This is a genomic window from Spirillospora sp. CA-294931 (genome assembly GCF_050946795.1).
GTDB lineage: Bacteria > Actinomycetota > Actinomycetes > Streptosporangiales > Streptosporangiaceae > Spirillospora.
This window is the reverse complement of record NZ_CP192006.1, coordinates 8,240,058-8,261,373: the sequence shown is the minus strand read 5'-3', so window position 1 is coordinate 8,261,373 and position 21,316 is coordinate 8,240,058. Positions and strand designations below refer to the sequence as shown.

Genomic DNA, 21,316 nt, shown 5'->3' with positions numbered 1-21,316 from the left:
CCAGGTCAATTTCGGAAGGGCTTGCCTTCGGTTTCCCGGTATCGCAGCGCGACGCCGAGGTTGCTGTGCTTGATCACGTCTTCGCGGAACGCCTGGACGACGGCGTGCGATCCGGCGGGGATCTTCTTGCCGTCCGGGCGCTGGATCCAGGTCATGACCAGGTAGTGGCCCCAGGCCTGCGAGGTGCCGAGGGCCTCTCCGGTGCCGATCTTCTTGGTGGTCCCGGCGCCGGGCAGGGGCTTGAGGGACGAGCTCTGCGGCGCGGCGGCCTTCTCGGTGGCCTGGGCGGCCTTCTCGGTCCCGAGGTTGAGGATGCCGATCGTCCCGATGAGCTTGCCGTCGCCGCGGGCGTAGGTGGCGCGCAGGACCTGGTTGCAGCCGGCCTTCTTCACCAGGGTCGGCAGCTTGGGGCCGGTCACCAGCGGGGTGCAGTTGCGCTGGACGCTGTTCCAGCCCGTCCGGACGTACTTGGTCTTGCTCGCGGTGAAGCTCCGCTTGCCGAACACCTCGGGGAGCGTGAGGGGGCTGGGGTCGGTCTGGCGGGACTTCAGCCTGACCGGGTTGAGCACCAGCGGGGGTGTGGAGGCGGAGTTCGGGCTCTCCGGGGCGGCGGAGGGGGCGGGCTTCTTGGGCTTGCCCTTGGGCTTGTCGTCCTTGAGGAGGGACGAGACGCCGAATCCGGCGCCGAGGAGCAGGACGCCCGCGACGGCGGCGCCACCGATGATCAGCGGGAGGTTGCGGCGGGCTCGGCCGCCGGAAGGCGGGTCGGGCGGCCCGCCGGGCATCGGGCCCTGGGGCGAGCCGAACCGCTGGTCGTGGCCGTCGCCGAACTGCTGGTCACCGAACTGCTGGTCACCGAATTGTTGCTGCTCCCCGAACTGCTGGGCGCCGAACTGCTGCTGGTCCTGGGGGGCGCCGAAGGCGGACGGGGGCGGTCCGTTGGACGTGTCGTCGTAGGTGCCGAACGGGGCCTCGTTGCTGTCGTATGGACGGAACGGGGGCTCGTTCTGGTCGTCGCCGTACGGCGCTGGGGCCGGCGGCCGCCCGGGAGGCGGGCCGCCGGGTCTGCCTTGGTCGCCCGGATAAGCCATGGCACTGGACCTTACCGTCGGTACTTCCGTGATTCGGGAGGAAGAGCACGTTGGGGCCTGGGCGGCCCCTTACTTCCAGCCGAAGTTCTGCGTCCACAACGGCCCGCCCGAACCGGACGCCATGCCGACGCCGATGGCGCGCAGGCCGCAGTTGAGGATGTTGTCGCGGTGGCCGGGGCTGTTCATCCAGGCCTTCATGACGGCGGCGGCGGTCCGCTGGCCCTTGGCGATGTTCTCGGCGCCTGGGCTGGGGTAGCCCGCGTCCTCCATCCGCTTCCACGGGGAGTCGCCGTTCTGGGACGTGTGGTCGAAGTAGTTGTTGGCGGCCATGTCGTTGGAGTGGCGCCGCGCGGAGGTGACGAGCCTCTCGTCCACGCGGAGGGCGGGGCAGCCCGCCTCGGCGCGCTCCTTGTTGGTGAGTTCCACCACCTGGGTCTCCGGGCCCGAGGACGGTGCCGGGGTGCCGCTGGACGGCGGCCGCGTGGTCGGCGAGGCCGTGGGAGCGGGCTTCTTCGTCGGCCGTGCGGGCTTGCCGCGCAGGCGCTTGAGCGGGGGAGTACTGGCGGACGGGGCGGCGGTGGGAGTGTCGCCGCTCGCGGTCCGCTGCCGCCGCTGGGTGGACGGGGTGGTCTCCGGGGCGGTGGACGGCATCGTCCGGGACGAGGCCCGCGTGCTGTTGGCGCTGGAGCCGGAGACCGCCCGCTCGATGGCCACGCCCGTGCCGATGGCCAGGACGGATCCGGTGACCGCGGCGACGATGACGGCGGTCCTGCGGGGCGGGCGGCCCGAGGCGCGGCGGCGGCGGCCGGTGGGACGGGGCGACGTGCGGCGGCGGCTGGACACGGGACTCCCGAGGATGCGGGCCGGCTACCGCCGGCTGGACCGGTCGCGCGGCACACTATCGCGGGGCCGGGCCGGGACGATCAAAAGCGGAGATTTCCGTAGAGATCGCCCAGGGTCGCGGGCGGGCCCGCGCACCCATCGGGATGGGGCATACTGGAGAGTGGCTGGGAGACTGTCACAACGAGCCGCTTTGACCCATGTCCGCGCGGCTGGGTATCCTGCCAGTTCGTTGTATGTGCCGGTGTGCCCTTTGCTGGGCCCCGGCCTCCCGGAGCGCCAGGTCGGACATCAGTCTCTGATCGGCGCGAGCAGGATTCCGCTGAGAGAAGTCGACAAGAAACGAAGGCCTACGACCGTGCGCACCTACACCCCTAAGCCCACTGATGTTCAGCGTCAGTGGTACGTCATCGACGCGACCGATGTCGTGCTGGGTCGGCTCGCCAGTCAGGTCGCGCAGGTGCTTCGGGGTAAGCACAAGCCGATCTACGCGCCCCACCTCGACACCGGTGACTTCGTCGTCATCGTGAACGCCGAGAAGGTGGCGCTGTCCGGCAACAAGCTCGAGCAGAAGCGGGCCTACCGCCACTCCGGCTACCCGGGCGGCCTGCGCTCGATGGCCTACGGCGACCTGCTGGCCAAGCACCCCGAGCGCGCCGTCGAGAAGGCGATCAAGGGCATGCTGCCCAAGAACAGCCTCGGGCGGAAGATGTTCGGCAAGGTGAAGGTCTACGCCGGTCCGGACCACCCGCACCAGGCGCAGAAGCCGATCCCGTTCGAGATCACCCAGGTCAGCCAGATCAAGAAGTGACCTCGCCGCGATCATCCCGATCGCGCGATCCCAAGCCGTGCGGGTTCACGCACGCGCTGAACCGTGGCCGCCGGGGCACCCGTTCGCGGGCCCGCCGCCCTGGCTAGAACACCGAGGAGAACCGTGGACGAGTCCACCGGAACCACCGAGACGCCCGCCGAGGGCGTCGAGCTCGACTCGTACGAAGACGCACCGTCGGAGTACACCACCGAGAGCGCCGAGGTCGCCGAGACCGAGTTCATCGGCCAGCCGATCGCGACCGGCCCGGCCGCCGGCACCGGCCGCCGCAAGCAGGCCATCGCCCGCGTCCGGATCGTCCCGGGCACCGGCAAGTGGCTGATCAACGGCCGCGAGCTCGACCGGTACTTCCCCAACAAGGTCCACCAGCAGATCGTGAACGAGCCGTTCGTCCTGCTGAGCCTGGAGGGCCAGTTCGACGTCCTGGCCCGCGTCCACGGCGGTGGCACCACCGGCCAGGCCGGAGCCCTGCGCCTGGGCATCTCCCGTGCCCTGCAGTTCGGCAACATCGAGCACCGTCCCGCGCTGAAGAAGGCGGGCTTCCTCACCCGCGACGCGCGCGTTCCCGAGCGCAAGAAGGCCGGTCTCAAGAAGGCCCGCAAGGCGCCGCAGTACAGCAAGCGTTGATCGCCGGTACGAGCCGTCGCACCCCAGTGTCAGATCGCGACCGACCCCCAGGGTCGGCGCGCCGGGGTGCGGCGGCTCGTCCGCGTTTCCAGGATCCACCGGCCCTTCCGCCGTCGGCGGGAGGGAGTCCTCGCGGGCTCGTCCGAGGCGGACCCGCGCACCAGATGTGACCGCGCGGAGCCTCCCGGGGCGTGACGCGCGGCCTTCCTGACGTATCGGGAGTTGAACTGTGGGTCGTCTCTTCGGAACCGACGGCGTACGCGGGCTCGCCAACCGCGATCTGACCGCCCCCCTGGCGATGGACCTGTCCGTCGCGGCGGCGCGGGTGCTGGGCGAGGCGGGCGCCTTCGAGGGGCACCGCCCGGTCGCCGTGGTCGGACGCGATCCGCGCGCCTCGGGGGAGTTCCTTGAGGCAGCCGTGGTGGCGGGCCTGGCCAGCGCGGGCGTCGACGTCCTGCGTCTGGGCGTCCTGCCGACCCCGGCCGTGGCGTTCCTGACCAGCACGCTGGACGCCGACCTCGGCGTGATGCTGTCGGCCTCGCACAACCCCGCGCCCGACAACGGCCTGAAGTTCTTCGACCGCGGCGGCCACAAGCTTCCCGACGAGCTCGAAGACCGCATCGAGGCCGCGCTCGGCCAGGAGTGGCAGCCGCCGACCGGCGACCGGGTCGGCCGGGTCCGCGACGCCCACGGCGCCGTCGAGCAGTACGTCGCGCACCTGCTGTCCACGCTGCCGGTCTCGCTCGACGGGCTGCGCGTGGTGATGGACTGCGCCAACGGCGCGTCCTCCGACGTCGCCCCCGAGGCCCTGCGGCGCGCGGGCGCCGAGGTCATCACGATCGGCGCCGCGCCCGACGGCCTCAACATCAACTCCGGCTGCGGCTCGACCCATCTGGACGCGCTCGCGGCCGCCGTGCGCGAGCACAACGCCGACGCGGGCATCGCCAACGACGGTGACGCCGACCGCTGTCTGGCCGTGACCGGTTCGGGCGAGGTCGTGGACGGCGACCAGATCATGGCGATCCTGGCGCTGGAGCTGAAGGAGGCGGGCCGCCTGGCGTCCGAGACGGTCGTGGCCACGGTGATGTCCAACCTCGGCTTCAAGATCGCCATGCGGGAGGCGGGCATCACCGTCATCGAGACCGCGGTCGGCGACCGGTACGTGCTGGAGTCCATGAAGGAGCACGGCTACAACTTCGGCGGCGAGCAGTCCGGCCATGTGATCATGCTCGACCATGCCAGCACCGGCGACGGCGTCCTGACCGGCCTGCATCTGATGGCGGCGGTGGCCAGGCGCAAGCGTTCGCTGGACGAGCTGGCCAAGGTCATGACGCGGCTGCCGCAGGTGCTGATCAACGTGAAGGGCGTCGACAAGTCGCGCGCGGGCACCTCGCCCGAACTGGCCGCCGCCGTGGCGAGCGCCGAGGCCGAGCTGGGCGAGACGGGCCGCGTGCTGATCCGTCCGAGCGGCACCGAGCCGATGGTCCGGGTGATGGTCGAGGCGGCCTCGCACGACCAGGCCGCGTCGGTGGCCGAGCGGCTGTCGGACGTCGTCCGCACCGCCCTGGCCTGAGCGTCCGGGGCCGCGGTTCTCCCGCGGCCCCGTTCAGCCTTCGAGGATCTCCAGGCGTCCCACCTTGAGGTGCTCGATCTCCACGGTGCCCGCCTCAAGGTGCTCGATCACCGCGCGCTTGACGATCAGCTTCCCGATCGCGAACGCGCCTACGGACACGGCCCCGATCGCGATCGCGCCCACCGCCAGCGAGCCCAGTCCGGTCGCGGCGCGCAGGGTGAGCCCCGTCGTCGACGAACCGGTGATCTCAGCTCCCGTGGCCCGCGCTCCGACACCCCGCTCGGTGCGGACACGCGGAAGCGCGCAGTCCTGCCCGTCGTTCTTCTCGTTCGGCTCGATGCTCATCTCCCAACCCTAGGCCCCTCGGTTCAGGGACAGCGGGTGAGGAAGGTTCCGAGGGCGTCGCGGTCGCCGGAGGTGACGGGGAGGTCGTATTTGATGGCGACGGCGATGTAGCGGTTGGCGTAGGCGCATTGGTAGGAGCGCTGGGGCTTCCACTCGCCGGGGCCCTTGTCGCTTTTCTGGCGGTTGGGCACGCCCCAGACGGCCAGCAGGTTGGCGTGGTCGTTGGCGAACCGCTCGCGGCGGTCGGGGGTCCAGCGGGACGCCCCCATGCGCCAGGCGAGGGCCAGCGGGTAGACGTGGTCGATCTGCACCTCCGCCGCGTCCGACTTGGAGAAGCCGATCCGCTTGCCGCTGTAGGGGTCGTCCAGACGGCCCGAGAGCACGACGCAGGCTCCGCGCTTGGCGACGTCGCGCAGGTCGCGGGCCAGGACGTCGTTGCGCTGGTCGCAGCCGTTGCGGTCGATGTCCTTCCATCGGGTGCCGAAGCGCTCGCGCTCGTAGCCGTCGCCGTCCGACTCCGCGGCGACGCGCAGGCCCGCCAGGCCCTTGCTCTTGCCCTTCGTCCCGGACGGGCTGGGCGAGGTCTCGCCGAGGCCGACCTCGGCGGCGCAACCGGTGAGGAGCACGAGGACCAGAGTCGCCGGGACCGTCCGGAAGCGACGCGTCATGCCCTTCCCCTTTGTTCGTATTTGTCGCTAACGGGATCACGGCACGGGGGCGGATGCCAGACGCCGCGCCGTTTCGGCCCGTCCATGCGGCACGATGTGTGCGTGCTGCACCTCAGAGCGATCGTTCCGGCCGACCGGACCGACGCGGCCTGCGACGCGCTGGACCGATGCCGGGGCGCGACCAACGTCGTGGTGATGGCGGGCGCCGCGCGCTCGCCCGCCGGTGACGTGGTGACCGCCGACCTCGCCCGGGAGTCGGCGAACGAGGTCATCGCCGCGTTCCAGGAGCTCGGGATCGAACGGGACGGGTCGATCACCTTCGAGCAGATCGACCTGATCCTGTCCGACCGGGCCGACCTGGCCGAGGAGAGCGCCCCCGGGGCCGGCGAGGACGCCGTGGTCTGGCAGGACCTCGACGAGCGCACCGCCCAGGAGACCAAGCTGACCTGGGCGTTCGTGGCCTTCCTCGCGCTGGCCACCCAGCTCGCCGCGATCGCCGCGCTCACCGACTCGGCGGTGCTGGTGGTCGGCGCGATGGTCCTCGGGCCGGAGTTCGGCGCGGTCGCGGCGATCTGCTACGGCGTCCTGCGCGGCGACTGGACGCGCATCGGCCGCGCCCTGCGGACGCTGGCGATCGGGTTCGCGGTGGCGATCGCGATCACCTATGTCTGCGCGCTGGTCAGCCATCAGATCGGGGTGCTGGAGGTCGACCGGCTGCCGCAGTCCAGGCCCAACACGGCCTTCATCTACAGCCCCGACCGGTGGTCGTTCATCGTGGCGCTGCTGGCGGGCGCCGCGGGCGTGCTGTCGCTGACGGCGGGCAAGTCGTCCGCGCTGGTCGGCGTGTTCATCGCGGTCACGACCGTCCCCGCGGCGGGCAACCTGGCGGTGGCGCTGACGCTCCGGCACGGCAGCGAGATCACCGGCTCGGCCCAGCAGCTCGGCGTGAACCTGGCGGGCATGGTCATCGCCGGGACCCTCACCCTCTTCCTCCAGCGCAGGGTGTGGGCCGCCGTCCTCCGCAAGAGTGGTCGAAGGTCTATACGAGGTAGGCCATAAGGGGGACGTGCGCCCCCGATCGAAGCACTAGGTTCGTGAACATGCCGATCATCGCCACCCAGGGCCTGACGATGAGGTTCCCGCGCGTCACCGCGCTGGACGCCCTCGACGTCGCCGTGGAGCCCGGCGTCGTGGGCCTGGTCGGCGCCAACGGCGCCGGCAAGTCGACGCTCATCAAGATCCTTCTGGGGCTGCTCCCCCCGACCTCGGGGACCGCCAGCGTGCTCGGGCTCGACATCGCCCGCGAGGGCCCGGCGATCCGCGAGCGCGTGGGGTTCATGCCCGAGTACGAGTGCCTGCCGCCCGACGTCTCGGCCACCGAGTTCGTCGTCCACATGGCCAGGATGTGCGGGCTGCCGCCCACCGCGGCCCGCGAGCGCGCCGCCGACACGCTGCGCCACGTCGGGCTCTACGAGGAGCGTTACCGTCCCATCGGGGGCTACTCGACGGGCATGCGGCAGCGGGTCAAGCTCGCCCAGGCCCTCGTCCACGACCCCCAGCTGGTCTTCCTCGACGAGCCGACCAACGGGCTCGACCCGGCCGGACGCGACGAGATGCTCGACCTCATCCGGCGGATCGGGGCCGAGTTCGGCATCAGCGTGCTGGTCACCTCGCACCTGCTGGGCGAGCTCGAACGGGTCTGCGACCATGTCGTGATCATCGACGGCGGGCGGCTGCTGCGCTCGCAGGCGGTCGAGGCCTACACCACCGCCAGCGGCCACCTCACCGTCGAGGTCGACGAGGGCCCCGCCGACCTGGCCGAGCAGCGCGACCCCACCGACACGCTGGGACGCCGGCTGCACGACGCCGGGCTGACCGTGCGCCCCGAGGGCCGCTTCCTGATCGTCGACCTGGAGGGCGAGGCGACCTACGACGCGGTTCGCGACGGCGTCGCCGAGCTGGGGCTGCGGCTGATCCGGCTCGAGCAGCGGCGGCACCACATCGAAGAGGTCTTCTCCACGGGCCCCGAGCCGCAGCCCGTGGCGCCCGCGCAGGAGGGAGCGCCGCGATGAGCACCAGCACGATCCACGACATCGGCTACCGCCACTACGAGGGCCGCCGCAACGGCCGCGCGTACGTGATGCGCTCGCTCTACATCCACAACCTGCGCGCGGCGTTCGGCCTCGGCCGTCCCGCCCGCGCCAAGGTGATGCCGTTCCTGCTGGCCGCGATCATGCTGCTCCCGGCCGCCGGGTCGGTGGCCGTCATCGCGGTCACCAAGGAGTTCGAGAACCTGATCAAGTACTCCTCGTACGCGGTCAACCTCCAGATCATCCTGGCGATCTTCCTGGCCACCCAGGCCCCCGTGATCGCCTCGCGGGAACTGCGGTTCCATGTGATCCCGCTGTACTACTCGCGTCCCGTCGGCCATCTCGACTTCGTCCTGGCCAAGCTGGGCGCGATGGCCACGGCGGTGTTCGCGCTGCTCGCGCTGCCGGTCACCGTCCTGTACGTGGGCGGGCTGATCGCCAAGGTGCCGAACTCCGGCGACCACCTGGTCGACTACCTCGCGGCCCTGGTCGGCTGCGTGGTGTTCGCCCTGGTGCTGGGCGCGATCGGACTGGTGATCGCCGCGTTCACGCCCCGGCGCGGGTTCGGCGTCGCCGCGGTGATCGCGGTCTACATGCTCAGCACCACCTTCGTGGCGATCCTGCAGGCGCTGGCCGAGGAGCAGACCAACTTCACGCTCTCGGGCTGGCTCGGGCTGTTCGCCCCGTTCAACCTCGTCGACATCGTCCAGGTGCGGCTGCTCGGCGCGGAGAAGGCGTCGGTCGCCGTCCCGCCCGGCACCTCGGCGGGCCTGGTGGCCCTCGCGCTGTGCACGGGCATCGTCGCCCTGGCGATCGCGGTCCTGTACCGCAGGTTCCGGAAGGCGGGCCTCTCATGAGCGTGCTGAAGCTGTCGAACGTCTCCCGCTGGTACGGGAACGTCGTGGCGGTCAACGGCGTGTCCATGGACATCGGGCCGGGCGTGACCGGCCTGCTCGGCCCCAACGGCGCGGGCAAGTCCACCCTGATCCACATGATGGGCGGTTTCCTGGCGCCCTCGTCCGGGACGGTCACCCTCGACGACCGTCCCATCTGGCAGAACCCGGAGATCTACCGGAGCCTCGGCCTCGTCCCCGAACGCGAGGCCGCCTACGACTTCCTCACCGGGGAACAGTTCGTCCTGGCCATGGCCAAGCTGCACAAGCTCTCCGACCCCGGGGCAGCGGCCAAGCGCGCCATCGGCCTGGTGGAAATGGAGTACGCCCAGTCCCGTGCGATCGGCGGCTACTCCAAGGGCATGAAACAGCGGATCAAGATGGCCTCGGCCCTGGTCCACGACCCGCCGGTCCTGTTGCTCGACGAGCCCTTCAACGGCATGGACCCGCGCCAGCGGCTCCAGCTCATGGACCTCATCCGCCGGATGGCCGCCGAGGGACGCACCGTCCTGTTCAGCTCGCACATCCTCGAAGAGGTCGAGCGGCTGGCCAGCCACATCGAGGTCATCGTGGCCGGACGCCACGCCGCCTCGGGCGACTTCCGCGAGATCCGCCGGCTGATGACCGACCGCCCGCACCTGTTCAAGGTTCGCTCGTCCGACGACCGCAGGCTGGCCGCCGCGATCATCGCCGACGGCTCGGCCCGCAGCGTCCAGCTCACCGACCAGGGCCTCCAGGTCGAGGCGGTCGACTTCCAGCGCTTCACCTGGCTGCTCCCGCGCCTGGCACGCGACGCCGGGGTGCGGCTGTGGGAGGTCTCCCCGTCCGACGAGTCCCTGGAGAGCGTCTTCTCCTACCTGGTGGCCCGATGAGGCAGGTACGCACATGAACGCCACAATCGCGATGATCACGTTCCGCTCCATGCTGGGACGCCGCCGCGCACTCCTGCTGCTCGGCCTGCCGCTCCTCCTGGTCGCCCTGGCCATCGGCCTGAAGCTGACCGACTACAACGACCTGGACACCTCGGCGGACGTCCTGCAACGGTTCGGCCTGGCCACCCTGCTCCCGTTGCTCGCCCTGATCGCCGGAACCGGCGTCATCGGCCCCGAGATCGACGACGGCCAGATCATGTACGTCCTGACCAAGCCGATCCCACGCCAGGTGATCGTCTACACCAAGCTCATGGTGGCCTTCGTCCTCCTGGTGCTGTTCGCCGTGATCCCCACCCTCGCGTCCGGCCTGATCCTCAGCGGCTCCGACGCCGCCCTGGCCACCTCGTACACCGTCGGCGTCCTGGTCGGCGGCATCGCCTACAGCGCCGTCTTCGTCGCCCTGGCCGTCGTCAGCCGCAACGCCGTCACCATCGGCCTCCTCTACGCCCTCGTCTGGGAGTCCCTGGTAGGCAACTTCGCCCCCGGCGCCAAATCAGCCTCCATCCAACAATGGGCCCTCTCAGTGACCGACTCCCTCACCGACGCCTCCATGGTCGAGTCCACCGTAAGACTCCCCCTGGCCATCACCCTCCTAGCGGCCGTAACCGTCCTAGGAACAGCCCTGGCCTCAATCCGCCTCCGCACCCTCGCCGTAGCCAGCGCCGAGTAACCACACAAAGTGGGGTGTGGGGGGCGGAGCTCCCAACCTTGGGGGGTATGGGGGCGGGAGCCGCCGATGGGGCTGTCCGCGCGTTAGCGAGGGCCTTGTTGTTGTTGGGGTTAGTGGGGGCGGATTACTGAGCGGTCGCCGTCGGGTTCGTCGGCGACTATTTGGACTGCGGGGAGGTGGGTGGTTTGGGGGATGTCTCCTTGGGAGTGGGGGCCGTCTACCAGGAGGAACTTGCTGCCGGGTTTGCCGGTGGCTTCGTGGGTGCCCAGTTCGCCCATGGCTTTCAGGCGGGCGATGCCGGGGGCCGCGGCGGCTATCAGGGTCCAGCGGCGTTTGCGGGGGGAGTGCCACCAGACTGAGGCGGCCAGGGAGTCGTTCGCGGACGAGTAGTCGCCGTTGGTGCCGCCGCGTTCGCTCAGGGGACGGCCCGCCGGGTCGATGAGGAGCGCGACGCCGGGTGTGCCGGTGGGGGACGAGTCGTCGATCGAGGTGAGCATGGCGCGGCCGCCGCCGTCGGGCAGGACGCCGGACCAGATGTGCCCGATCCGCAGGTCGCCGACGCCGCCCAGCGCGATGCCCGATCTGCAGGCCATCGCGTGGACGGCGGCCCACTGGGCGGGCGACTCGGTGAGCGCGATGTCGGGACGGCGCGGGTCGGGGTCGCGGAACCACACCAGCGGGCCGGGCGCCTCGGCGTTGTTGCTGGCCAGCTGGGTGACGGCCCGGGGGGACGCTCGGGTGGCGGGGCGGAGCGTCATGCGGATCACCAGGTAGGCCTGGCAGGACGGCTCGAACCACCAGTAGGGAAGCGCGTCGGTCACGCCGTTCTTGACCGGTAGAGCGTTCCAGCTGGCCGACCGTTCTTCGGGGAGGGCCACCTCCAGGTCGATCAGCCAGGGGGGCACCAGGTAGCGCCACGTTGACTGGAGCAGGATCAGCTGACCCGAGTCGCCGTCCAGCGTGCGGATCGCCTCGACCCCGCGCGAGAGGCGGCGCTCGAAGTACTGGGCGATCATCGGGGTGTCGCGGAAGCCGGGGGAGTCGCGCAGGACGACGACGGTGGAGCCGTCCACGCGCCCGGCGAACAGCACCGCGATGTCGCCCAGCGGCGGGCCCCGGCGGTGCGACCGCCATGCCTTGCCCGCGCGGCGCAGCAGGGCCCGGTCGCCGCGCAGTTCGCCCTGGGTCGGCCAGTTCTGCAGGGACGGGACGTCGTCGCGCCTCCAGCGTCCGGCGTCCACCAGGAGGGGGTCGCCGGAGCGGCGGCCGTCGTGCAGCTCCACGTACGCGGCGACTCCGCAGAGCAGCGTCACGGCCAGGGTGAGCGCCAGGCCCGCTCGCCAGCGCGGAGAGAGGGACGGCGGTGGCCGCAGCCGCATGAGCGTCGGGTCGAACGCGCGCAGTTCGGCGCGCTGCTCGGCGGCGTCCAGCCCGGTTCCGGTGTCGGCGGCCGCCAGCGTGGCGTCGACGTCCCAGGCGCTGACCATGAGGTCGGCGTTCAGCTCGGCGCTCACCTCGGGCGGGGTCAGGCCCTCGGCGCGGCTCAGCAGGTACACCAGGCGCTCGTGCCGCGACATCGCGTGCAGCATCGTGCGCACCGGCCCGGGGGGTGCGGGCACCCGTTCGAGGAAGATCCATCGGAGGCGGAGCCCGTGCCGCGCGACCGGCGCGGTCAGCAGCTCGACCGCCAGCCGGTGCCGCAGCGCGACATACGGGTCGCCGGGAGGGCGCGTGCCGCGCGCGGAGCGGCGTACCGTGCGCCGTGCCGCGGTCAGGACCGCGTCGGGACCGGCCTTTCCGTCGTCCAGCGCCAGATAGGCCAGCCGGACGAGGTCCGGGTAGCGGTCTCGCAGTGCGGACCGGATCGATGATCGCACCGGCCCACCTCCCGATTGCGGGCCATCCCGCTTACCCCGCATTGTCCGCACATCGGGAGGCGCCGTCCAGCAGGTCAGATGCGACGCAGGCGCACGCGCCGCACGCTGTGGTCGCGCCCCTTGTGCAGGACGAGCGTCGCGCGAGCCCGTGTCGGCAGGATGTTGGAGACCAGATTGATCTCGTTGATGTCGCGCCAGACCTTCTGCGCGAACGCCGCCACCTCGTCCTCGTCGAGGTGGGCGTACTTGTGGAAGAACGAGCGCGGGTCGGTGAACGCGGTGCGGCGCAGGGCGAACAGCCGCTCCAGGTACCACTGGCGGATGTCCTCGATCCGGGCGTCCACGTAGATCGAGACGTCGAAGAAGTCGGCGACGCCGAGTGCCCCGGCCGGGGGCGCCTGCAGGACGTTGAGGCCCTCGACGATCAGGATGTCCGGTCGCCGGACGGTCTGGCTGCCCCCGGGGACGATGTCGTACTCCAGATGCGAGTAGACCGGGATCTTCGCCTCGGCCGCGCCCGCCTTGATCGAGGACACGAACCGGACGAGCGAGCGCCGGTCGTAGGACTCGGGGAAGCCCTTGCGGTCCATGATCCCGCGCTCGCTCAGGACCGCGTTGGGGTAGAGGAAGCTGTCGGTGGTGACCAGTTCGACGCTGGGGTGTTCGGGCCAGCGGGCCAGCAGGGTGCGCAGCACTCGGGACGTGGTCGACTTGCCCACCGCGACGCTGCCCGCGACGCCGATGATGAACGGGGTGGGTCGCACCGTCTCGCCGAGGAACCCGCCGACGGTGTCGCGCAGACCCCCGTCGGCCAGGAAGAACAGGTTGAGCAGGCGCGAGAGCGGGAGGTAGACCTCCTCGACCTCGGCGATGTCGATGGGGTCCTTGAGCCCGCGCAGCGCGTCGAGCTCGCCGGGCGTCAGGGGCAACGGGGTGTTCTCGCGCAGCGCCCGCCAGGCGTCGCGCGACAGCTCCACATAGGGGCTAGGCACGGTGTCCCATCCGGTCGTCATGGTTGAACAGTAACCATCGCACCGGCTGGCCTCTGACGGTTCACCCGCCGTACACGCTGCCGACGGACGCCGTCCGCGGGATCGGCCGCGCTTCCATTCCCGCTGGCCAGCCTTGCACCGGGGGCTCGTGGATAGCTAATAAGCTTGCCGCCATGTGCGGAATCGTGGGTTACGTCGGGTCCAAGCCGGCGCTTGAGGTCGTGATCGAGGGTCTCGCCCGGCTGGAGTACCGAGGCTACGACTCGGCCGGCGTCGCGGTGCTGGCCAACGGGAGGCTGGCCACCGCCAAGCGCGCCGGCAAGCTGATCAACCTGCGCAAGGCGCTGGAGGAAGGGCCGCCGCCCGCGGGCACTCTGGGCATGGGACACACCCGTTGGGCGACCCACGGCGCCCCCAACGACCGCAACGCCCACCCGCACACCGACTGCTCCGGCGCCCTCGCCGTGATCCACAACGGGATCATCGAGAACTTCGCCGCGCTCCGGGCCGAGCTGGAGGAGGCCGGGCACGGGCTGGCGTCCGACACCGACACCGAGGTCGTGGCGCACCTGCTGGAGGACGAGCTCAAGGCGGGCGGCGACCTGGCCGCGGCCATGCGGCGCGTCTGCCGGCGGCTGGAGGGCGCGTTCACCCTGGTGGCCGTGCACGCGGGCGACCCCGACCTGGTGGTCGGCGCCCGCCGCAACTCGCCGCTGGTGGTCGGCGTCGGCGATGGCGAGAACTTCCTGGCCAGCGATGTGGCGGCGTTCATCGCCCACACGCGCGACGCGATCGAGCTCGGCCAGGACCAGGTCGTCGAGCTGCGCGCGTCCGGCGTGACCGTCACCGACTTCGAGGGCCGTCCCGCCGAGGTCAAGGAGTACCACGTCGACTGGGACGTGTCGGCCGCGGAGAAGGGCGGCTACGACTACTTCATGCTCAAGGAGATCGCCGAGCAGCCCAAGGCGGTCGCCGACACCCTGCTCGGCCGCATCGGCACCGACGGGCGGCTGACGCTGGACGAGATGCGCATCTCCGACCAGGAGCTGCGCGAGGTCGACAAGATCATCATCGTGGCGTGCGGCACGTCCTACCACGCGGGCCTGATCGCCAAGTACGCGATCGAGCACTGGGCCGGGCTGCCCTGCGAGGTCGAGCTGGCCAGCGAGTTCCGCTACCGCGACCCGATCCTGAGCCGCACCACGCTGGTCATCGCGATCTCCCAGTCCGGCGAGACGATGGACGCGCTGATGGCCGTCCGGCACGCCCGCGAGCAGCACGCCAAGCTGCTGGGCATCTGCAACGTCAACGGCTCCACCCTGCCCCGCGAGTGCGACGGCGTGCTCTACACCCACGCGGGCCCCGAGATCGCGGTCGCGTCCACCAAGGCGTTCCTGACCCAGCTCGTCGCGGTCTACCTGATCGCGCTCTACCTCGGCCAGGTGCGCGGCACCAAGTGGGGCGACGAGGTCTTCGCCATGATCCAGCTCCTGGAGCGGATGCCGGAGAAGGTGGAGAAGGTCCTGGAGACGATGGAGCCGGTCCGCGAGCTGGCCCGGTCGCTGTCCGGCGAGCGCAGCGTGCTGTTCCTGGGCCGCCATGTCGGGTTCCCGGTGGCGCTCGAAGGCGCGCTCAAGCTCAAGGAGCTGGCCTACATGCACGCCGAGGGCTTCGCGGCGGGCGAGCTCAAGCACGGCCCGATCGCGCTGATCGAGGAGGGCCTGCCGGTCATCGTGGTCGTGCCGCCGCGCGCCCGCGACGTCCTGCACGACAAGATCGTCTCCAATATCCAGGAGATCCGCGCCCGGGGCGCCCGCACCATCGTGATCGCCGAGGACGGCGACACCTCGGTCGAGCCCTACGCCGACACGCTGATCAGCGTCCCGGCCGTCCCGACGCTCCTCCAGCCGCTGGTGACGACCGTCCCGCTCCAGGTCTTCGCGTGCGAGCTGGCCACCGCCAAGGGCCACGACGTCGACCAGCCCCGCAACCTGGCCAAGTCGGTCACGGTCGAGTAACACCGGCAACCGCGCGTCCGCCGTCCGCGTCACAGGGAGATCAATCCCCCTGGAGGTGACGCGGTGGCGTATCCGCCGGTACCCGCGATCGAGGTCCACGCGGTGACCCGCTCCTTCGGGACGGAGTTCGCCCTGCGCGGGCTGAACCTCACCGTCCCGTATGGCGAGGTCACCGCCCTGGTCGGTCCCAACGGCGCGGGCAAGACCACGCTGCTGCTCATCCTGGCGACGCTGATGGCCCCGGACCGCGGGCACGTCCGCGTCGCCGGGTACGACCCCGTCACCCAGCCCGAGCTGGTACGCGGCTCGCTCGGCTGGATGCCCGACACGTTCGGCGTGTACGACCAGCTCACGGTGGACGAGTACCTCGGCTTCTTCGCCGACGCCTACCGGCTGCCCGCCGCCGAGAAGGCCGCCCGCGTCCGGGCGCTGCTGGCGCTCGTCCATCTCGACGAGTATCTGGGACGTCCCGTCCACGTGCTGTCGCGCGGCCAGAAGCAGCGGCTCGGCGTGGCCCGCTCGCTGGTGCACTCGCCCCGCGTCCTGCTGCTGGACGAGCCCGCCTCCGGCCTCGACCCGCGCTCGCGCGTCGAGCTGCGCGACCTGCTGCGGTCGCTGGCCGCCCAGGGCGTGGCCGTGCTGGTCTCCAGCCACATCCTGAGCGAGCTGGAGGAGATCGCCGACCGGGTCGTCCTGGTGGATCACGGCCTGACCGTCGGCGAGCACCGCATGGCCGACCTGATGGGCGGCAGCGCGATGGGAAGCCGCTGGCGGATCCGCACCCTCGGCCCGCCGGACGACCTGAAGACCTTCCTGGACACCCGCCCCGGCGCCGGGACGGTGACCGCCCTGCCCGGCGGCGTCGAGGCCGGGCCCCTGACCGACACCGAGGCCGCCGACCTGCTCGGCGACCTCGTCACCGGCGGATTCAAGATCGTCGGCTTCGGGCCGTCCGAGAGCGCGCTGGAGTCGGCGTACATGGCGATGACGGAGAACCGGCGATGAGCGTGCACGGTATCGGCCTGGTGGCCAGGCAGGAACTGCGGACCCGGCTGCGGACCGGCCGCTGGCGCGTCCTGATGGGAGTCTGGTTCGCCCTGGTCAACGGGCTGGCGCTGCTCTTCCGCATCTCGCTGGAGGCGGGCGACACCTCCTCGTTCGGCGAGCTCGGCATCCCGATGTTCGGCGGCGTCCTGCTCGGGGTGCTGGTGCTGACCCTGATGGTCGTCCCGGCCCTGGGCGCCCAGTCGATCAACGGCGACCGCGAGCGCGGCACCCTCGCGGTCCTGCAGACCACCCGGCTCACCCCGCTCGACATCACGCTGGGCAAGTTCGCCGCGGCCTGGGGCACGGGCCTGGTCGTGCTCGCGTTCACGCTGCCGTCGGTGCTGTGGCCCGTCCTCGAAGGCGCCATCGGCATCGGCCGCGCCGTGGTCGTCCTGACCGTGGTCGCCCTGCTGATCGGCGTCATCTGCGCGATCTCCCTGGGCTGGTCCGCGCTGATGGTCCGCAGCATCACCTCGGTCCTGATGTCGTACCTGACCGTCTTCTTCCTGCTGGTCTGCACGCCGCTGCTGTTCGGCATCTCGCTGGCCTTCACCGAAGACGACAGCGCCCGCTACTCCCGCTCCCAGCCCGAGCAGGTCTGGTGGATGCTGGCCCCCAACCCGGTGGTGATCCTCGCCGACGCGGCGCCCCGCCTGGATGAACGCATCGTCGTCCGAGGCGACTACACCTACACCGAGTCCCCGGACGACCCCCTGGGCGACATCGGCCGCGAGGTCCGCAAGACCCGCTCGGGCCGCAGCAGCTACTCCTACTCCCGCTACAAGGACGAAGCCGGCCCCGTATGGCCCTACGGCCTGGCCTTCAACCTGCTCCTGGCCGGAGGCGCCCTCTTCATCGCCAGCCGCCGCCTCCGCACCCCGGCCCACACCATCCCCAAGGGCGTCCGCCTAGCCTGACCCCCACCCAATCCAACCCAGCGTGGGCTGCTGGGGTGTGGGCGGGGTGCGGGCCCGGAGGGCCGGGCCCGCGGGGTGGTGTGGTCGCCGGGCGGTTCCTTTCGTTTGTGGGGTCCGTCCTCCGTCGCGTTCCCCTCCGTGTCAGGCCCTCTCAGGCAAGGTCGAATCCTCCGGCCCGTGCCCGGGCCATGAACGTCCGCCACTCCGCGGGAGCGAAGCGGAGCACCGGGCCGTTCTCGTCGTCCATGCCATCCCTGACCGCCACGCCCGCGCCGGTGGTCGGAGCCAGTTCGACACAGCCGTTGTTGGCCTGGCAGCGAGCGCTCTTCCGCCAGTGGTTCAGGGATGTCGCCTCGGAACGCATCCCACCTCCAAGTCATGCTTAGTCGGAGATATCCGGCCTCATTGCCACCCACTTTCGTACCCGTTGTCAACGGGGACCATCGAACATCCCGTGTTCGACGCGACCGCGGGACCGTGGTCTGTGCGTTGTTTGTGAAACGGTCGCGTCTGAGGGGCGGGACGCCGAGCGGGGATATACCGCCGTCACCACCGTTTTATGACCGCGAGGGCACATGTCTACGTGGTCCTGTTCACCTATCCCCGAATCGGGGATGATCTGAAACTCTCAGTTTCCGTGGGCCCGCCGGAAACTCCCCGAAAACGAGAGGGGCACCGCCCTTACGGCGGTGCCCCTCGTCGTTCGCCTTCGTCAGTGCGGCAGGTCGTGGAGCCCGCGCTTGATCCGATCGGTGAAGTCGCTCCATTCGCCCGTCGAGAACGCCAGCACGGGGCTGGCTTCGGCGAACTTGGCGTCCCGGGCCGCGATGGTGCCGGCCGGGCCGATGGCGGCGACTTCGACGCATGTGCCGTTGGCAGCGCAGCGGCTGCCCTTGCGCCAGGAGATCGGAGCGTTGTCCGAGGATTCCACGCGATATCCTTTGTGGTTGAGCGTTGATGGATTGAATTCTTTTACTGCCAGTGGTCGAGAGACGCTCCGATGAACCGTCGGGATTGCTCGTGGTCCAGCGCAGCCTCGGCCAGTGTCTGGTATGCGAGACGATACATGTGCGTCGTCATCTCGTCCTCGAAATGGCTGACCGCAAGGCTCTCGGTGTGGACGATATCGGGGAAGATCACGTCGTGTACTGGCGCGAATTCAAGGAGTGTGAAAGATCCCTCCATGACGGGGTGCGGCCCGTTGAGTGGAAGAACCCGAAGGCTCACGTGGGGGAGTTCCATTACGGAGAGCAAATGCTGGATCTGCGCCCGCATCACGGGCGCGGCCCCGACCCGGCGGCGCAGCACCGACTCGTCGATGACGACCGCGAATCCGGCGAGCGAGTGGGAGGACGTCAGGATGCTCTGGCGGCGCATCCGCACCTCGACCCGCCGGTCGATCTCGCGCGGCGGGGTGGTGGCGATCGCGTTCCAGCCGGAGATGACCTCGCGGGCGTAGTCCTCGGTCTGCAGGAGACCGGGGATGTTGTGCGTCTCCCACTGCCTGATGGCGGTGGCCTCGGCCTCCATCGCGATGTAGTCGGGGTACCCGCCGATCAGGTCGCGGTACTCCTCCCACCAGCCCTTCTCGGCGGCGTCGTGCGCGAGCGCGATCAGCTCGTCCTGGTGGGGCCCGTTCACCTGGTAGAGCTCCAGCAGCCGCCGGATGTCCAGGATTTTGGCACCGGTGCGGGCGTTCTCGATGCGGCTGACCTTCGCCGTCGACCACGTCAGCCGTTCGGCCACCTCGTCCCCGGTGAGCCCGCGCTGTTCGCGCAACCGCCGCAATTCCGCGGCCAGCCGCCGTTGCCGGACAGAAGGACGTGGGGATGCGCTCATTTCTGGGCCTCTCCCGCCCGACGGAGTCCTGTGTCCAAGGTATGTACTCGCGGCCTACAAAACCACAGTCACCAGCACGCCAGTCATGAATCCGCGCGCGTGGCGCCGCCATTATTTCCCGGCCGAGCGGGCCCTTGCCCGGCCGGGGGGCGGCTGCGGGTTGCGGGGGTGAAATCGGGGGGTGGCGTGGCAGGGTGGGGGAGTGATCGTTGGTGTGGGGATCGATGTGGTGGACGTCGAGCGGTTCGGGCGGTCGCTGGAGCGGACGCCGGGGCTGCGGGTGCGGTTGTTCACCGAGGTGGAGCGGGAGATGGCGGTGCGGTCGCTGGCGGCGCGGTTCGCCGCCAAGGAGGCGCTGGCCAAGGCGCTGGGAGCGCCCGGTGGGCTGCTGTGGACGGACGCCGAGGTGCGGCGGGAGCCCTCCGGACGGCCCGTGCTGCACGTCGCGGGGACGGTCGCCGCGGCGGCGGCCGAGCGCGGCGTCGAGAACTGGCACATCTCGCTCAGTCATGACGGTGGCATCGCCACCGCGGTCGTGATCGCGGAAGGGAGCCTCCGATGAGGTACGCGCACGAGGTCGGCAAGGTCCGGGCGGCGGAGCGGGCCCTGATGGCCAGGCTTCCGGACGGGACGCTCATGCGCCGCGCGGCGACGGGGCTGGCGTCGGTCTGCGCCTCGCTGCTGCCCCGGGTCTACGGCGCCCGGGTCGTCCTGCTGGTGGGCGGGGGCTCCAACGGGGGCGACGCGTTGTACGCGGGGGCCGACCTCGCGCGGCGGGGCGCGCGGGTCGTGGCCGTGGTCGCCGGGTCGAAGATCCACACCGGGGGCCTGGACGCGTTGCGCGCCGCGGGCGGCCGGGCGGTCGACGACCCCGGGGACGAGATCGAGGACGCCGACCTGATCATCGACGGCCTCACCGGGATCGGCGGCATGGGCGCGCTCCGCGAGCCGCACGCCACGCTGGCCGGACGGGCCTCGGCGGCCACCGGCCTGGTCGTCGCCTGCGACGTGCCGAGCGGGGTGGACGCCAGCACCGGACGGGTGGACGGCGCCGCCGTGCGGGCCGACGTCACCGTCACGTTCGGCACCCACAAGCCGGGCCTGCTGATCGACCCCGGCGCCTCGCACTGCGGCGTGGTCGAGCTCGTCGACATCGGGCTCGGCGGCGACCTGCCCGACCCGGACGTGGTGGCGTCCAGGCCGACCGACGTGGAGCCGCCCGAGCCGCTGCCCGAGTCCGACAAGTACCGGCGGGGCGTGGTCGGCGTCCTGGCCGGGAGCGACGAGTACACCGGCGCGGCCGTGCTGAGCACGGGCGGCGCGGTGCGCGGGGGCGCGGGCATGGTGCGTTTCGCGTCGGTCGCGCACCCGGTGGAGCTGGTGCGGCAGCGCTGGCCCGAGGCGGTCACCACGGTGGTGGAGCCCGGTTCGATCGAGGGCGTCGGACGCGTCCAGGCGTGGGTCGTGGGGCCGGGGCTCGGCACGGGCGAGGCGACCGAGGCGCTGCTGGAGGCCACGCTGGGCACCGACCTGCCGGTGCTGGTGGACGCCGACGGCCTGACGGTCCTGGCCCGGCGCCCCGAGCTGCTGCGCCGCGCGGCCCCGACCGTGCTCACCCCGCACGCGGGGGAACTGTCGCGGCTGATCGGCGCCGACCGGGAGGCGATCGAGGCGCGGCGGCTGGAGCACGTGCGGCTGGCGGCGTCGCGGCTGTCGGCGACGGTGCTGCTCAAGGGGTCGACGACGCTGGTCGCCGAGGAGGACCGTCCCGTCCGGGTCAACCCGACCGGGACGCCCCGGCTCGCCACGGCGGGCACGGGCGACGTGCTGTCCGGGCTGATCGGCGCCCTGCTGGCCAACGGCATGGCGGCGCTGGAGGCCGCCGCCGGCGGCGCCTACCTGCACGGGCTCGCGGCCCGCATCGCCTCGGTGGACGACGCCCCGATCAGCGCCGACGACGTCGTGGCCGCGCTGCCCGACGCGTTCAGGACGCTGATCTGAACCCGTCACCGGACGATCGCGTCGAACAGAGCGGGCGGACAATGCACCGCTCACCGTCTCGGGAGCG

22 protein-coding genes are annotated in these 21,316 nt (G+C 71.1%); 13 read left to right on the top strand and 9 right to left on the bottom strand.

Annotation, left to right across the window (positions count from 1 at the left end):
- Positions 1-5: 5 nt before the first annotated feature.
- Together ACQPY4_RS37335 and ACQPY4_RS37330 are read right to left on the bottom strand one after the other, a co-directional pair.
- Positions 6-1,091, bottom strand: coding sequence for a hypothetical protein (locus ACQPY4_RS37335; RefSeq protein ID WP_433329321.1), 1,086 nt, complete (start codon positions 1,089-1,091; stop codon positions 6-8).
- 69 nt (positions 1,092-1,160) lie between these two features.
- Positions 1,161-1,934 carry a CAP domain-containing protein gene (locus ACQPY4_RS37330; protein WP_433329319.1) on the bottom strand — a complete coding sequence of 258 codons (774 nt, stop codon included), beginning with the start codon at positions 1,932-1,934 and terminating at the stop codon, positions 1,161-1,163.
- A gap of 355 nt (positions 1,935-2,289) precedes the next feature.
- Here ACQPY4_RS37330 and rplM point away from each other — a divergent pair, with 355 nt between their 5' ends.
- The 3 genes from rplM (at position 2,290) to glmM (ending at position 4,960) form a co-directional block, all read left to right on the top strand.
- Positions 2,290-2,742: a 50S ribosomal protein L13 gene (rplM, locus tag ACQPY4_RS37325; RefSeq protein WP_433329317.1), complete on the top strand. Its 453-nt coding sequence runs from the start codon at positions 2,290-2,292 to the stop codon at positions 2,740-2,742.
- Between the two features lie 123 nt (positions 2,743-2,865).
- Positions 2,866-3,387 (top strand): 30S ribosomal protein S9, encoded by a 522-nt coding sequence (rpsI, locus tag ACQPY4_RS37320; RefSeq protein ID WP_433329315.1) that lies wholly within the window; start codon positions 2,866-2,868, stop codon positions 3,385-3,387.
- A 229-nt stretch (positions 3,388-3,616) separates the two neighbouring features.
- On the top strand, positions 3,617-4,960 hold the full coding sequence (gene glmM, locus ACQPY4_RS37315) for a phosphoglucosamine mutase (RefSeq protein WP_433329313.1): 1,344 nt from the start codon (positions 3,617-3,619) through the stop codon (positions 4,958-4,960).
- Between the two features lie 33 nt (positions 4,961-4,993).
- Here glmM and ACQPY4_RS37310 read toward each other — a convergent pair whose 3' ends face one another.
- Together ACQPY4_RS37310 and ACQPY4_RS37305 are read right to left on the bottom strand one after the other, a co-directional pair.
- Positions 4,994-5,305 carry a hypothetical protein gene (locus tag ACQPY4_RS37310; protein WP_433329311.1) on the bottom strand — a complete coding sequence of 104 codons (312 nt, stop codon included), beginning with the start codon at positions 5,303-5,305 and terminating at the stop codon, positions 4,994-4,996.
- A 23-nt stretch (positions 5,306-5,328) separates the two neighbouring features.
- Positions 5,329-5,973 (bottom strand): HNH endonuclease family protein, encoded by a 645-nt coding sequence (locus ACQPY4_RS37305; protein ID WP_433329309.1) that lies wholly within the window; start codon positions 5,971-5,973, stop codon positions 5,329-5,331.
- 102 nt (positions 5,974-6,075) lie between these two features.
- Here ACQPY4_RS37305 and ACQPY4_RS37300 point away from each other — a divergent pair, with 102 nt between their 5' ends.
- Genes ACQPY4_RS37300 through ACQPY4_RS37280 form a run of 5 tightly spaced genes read left to right on the top strand, consistent with a single transcriptional unit; the run spans position 6,076 to position 10,558 of the window.
- Entirely contained in the window at positions 6,076-7,032 is a 957-nt protein-coding gene (locus tag ACQPY4_RS37300; RefSeq protein ID WP_433329307.1) for a DUF389 domain-containing protein, read from the top strand.
- Positions 7,033-7,073: 41 nt separating this feature from the next.
- Positions 7,074-8,045 (top strand): ABC transporter ATP-binding protein, encoded by a 972-nt coding sequence (locus ACQPY4_RS37295; protein ID WP_433329305.1) that lies wholly within the window; start codon positions 7,074-7,076, stop codon positions 8,043-8,045.
- A complete protein-coding gene (locus ACQPY4_RS37290; protein WP_433329303.1) occupies positions 8,042-8,920 on the top strand; it encodes an ABC transporter permease in 879 nt (292 codons plus the stop codon). The genes ACQPY4_RS37295 and ACQPY4_RS37290 overlap by 4 nt, the downstream gene beginning before the upstream one ends.
- Entirely contained in the window at positions 8,917-9,828 is a 912-nt protein-coding gene (locus ACQPY4_RS37285) for an ABC transporter ATP-binding protein (RefSeq protein ID WP_433329301.1), read from the top strand. The genes ACQPY4_RS37290 and ACQPY4_RS37285 overlap by 4 nt, the downstream gene beginning before the upstream one ends.
- Before the next feature lie 13 nt (positions 9,829-9,841).
- A complete protein-coding gene (locus tag ACQPY4_RS37280) occupies positions 9,842-10,558 on the top strand; it encodes an ABC transporter permease (protein WP_433329299.1) in 717 nt (238 codons plus the stop codon).
- 110 nt (positions 10,559-10,668) lie between these two features.
- Here ACQPY4_RS37280 and ACQPY4_RS37275 read toward each other — a convergent pair whose 3' ends face one another.
- The gene (locus ACQPY4_RS37275) at positions 10,669-12,435 is read right to left on the bottom strand and encodes a hypothetical protein (RefSeq protein WP_433329297.1); all 1,767 of its coding nucleotides are present in this window, start codon (positions 12,433-12,435) and stop codon (positions 10,669-10,671) included.
- Positions 12,436-12,509: 74 nt separating this feature from the next.
- Positions 12,510-13,448, bottom strand: a complete 939-nt coding sequence (coaA, locus tag ACQPY4_RS37270) for a type I pantothenate kinase (protein ID WP_433329295.1) — start codon at positions 13,446-13,448, stop codon at positions 12,510-12,512.
- Positions 13,449-13,600: 152 nt separating this feature from the next.
- Between coaA and glmS the strand changes: the two genes are divergently transcribed.
- The 3 genes from glmS to ACQPY4_RS37255 all read left to right on the top strand — a co-directional run bounded on the left by glmS (position 13,601) and on the right by ACQPY4_RS37255 (position 17,409).
- Positions 13,601-15,445, top strand: coding sequence for a glutamine--fructose-6-phosphate transaminase (isomerizing) (gene glmS / locus ACQPY4_RS37265; protein ID WP_433329293.1), 1,845 nt, complete (start codon positions 13,601-13,603; stop codon positions 15,443-15,445).
- Positions 15,446-15,508: 63 nt separating this feature from the next.
- On the top strand, positions 15,509-16,450 hold the full coding sequence (locus tag ACQPY4_RS37260) for an ABC transporter ATP-binding protein (protein WP_433329291.1): 942 nt from the start codon (positions 15,509-15,511) through the stop codon (positions 16,448-16,450).
- Complete coding sequence (locus ACQPY4_RS37255) at positions 16,447-17,409, top strand: ABC transporter permease (RefSeq protein ID WP_433329289.1); 963 nt, start codon at positions 16,447-16,449, stop codon at positions 17,407-17,409. Before ACQPY4_RS37260 ends, ACQPY4_RS37255 begins: the two co-directional genes overlap by 4 nt.
- Before the next feature lie 151 nt (positions 17,410-17,560).
- On the opposite strand, the gene ACQPY4_RS37250 is transcribed toward ACQPY4_RS37255, so the two are convergent.
- From ACQPY4_RS37250 to ACQPY4_RS37240, 3 genes are all read right to left on the bottom strand, one after another.
- Complete coding sequence (locus ACQPY4_RS37250) at positions 17,561-17,773, bottom strand: DUF397 domain-containing protein (RefSeq protein WP_433329287.1); 213 nt, start codon at positions 17,771-17,773, stop codon at positions 17,561-17,563.
- A 348-nt stretch (positions 17,774-18,121) separates the two neighbouring features.
- Positions 18,122-18,340, bottom strand: a complete 219-nt coding sequence (locus tag ACQPY4_RS37245) for a DUF397 domain-containing protein (RefSeq protein WP_433329285.1) — start codon at positions 18,338-18,340, stop codon at positions 18,122-18,124.
- 41 nt (positions 18,341-18,381) lie between these two features.
- Entirely contained in the window at positions 18,382-19,248 is an 867-nt protein-coding gene (locus tag ACQPY4_RS37240) for a helix-turn-helix domain-containing protein (RefSeq protein WP_433329283.1), read from the bottom strand.
- Positions 19,249-19,450: 202 nt separating this feature from the next.
- Between ACQPY4_RS37240 and ACQPY4_RS37235 the strand changes: the two genes are divergently transcribed.
- Both ACQPY4_RS37235 and ACQPY4_RS37230 read left to right on the top strand, forming a co-directional pair.
- On the top strand, positions 19,451-19,810 hold the full coding sequence (locus tag ACQPY4_RS37235) for a holo-ACP synthase (RefSeq protein WP_433329281.1): 360 nt from the start codon (positions 19,451-19,453) through the stop codon (positions 19,808-19,810).
- Positions 19,807-21,249: an NAD(P)H-hydrate dehydratase gene (locus tag ACQPY4_RS37230; protein WP_433329279.1), complete on the top strand. Its 1,443-nt coding sequence runs from the start codon at positions 19,807-19,809 to the stop codon at positions 21,247-21,249. The genes ACQPY4_RS37235 and ACQPY4_RS37230 overlap by 4 nt, the downstream gene beginning before the upstream one ends.
- Positions 21,250-21,316: the final 67 nt, after the last annotated feature.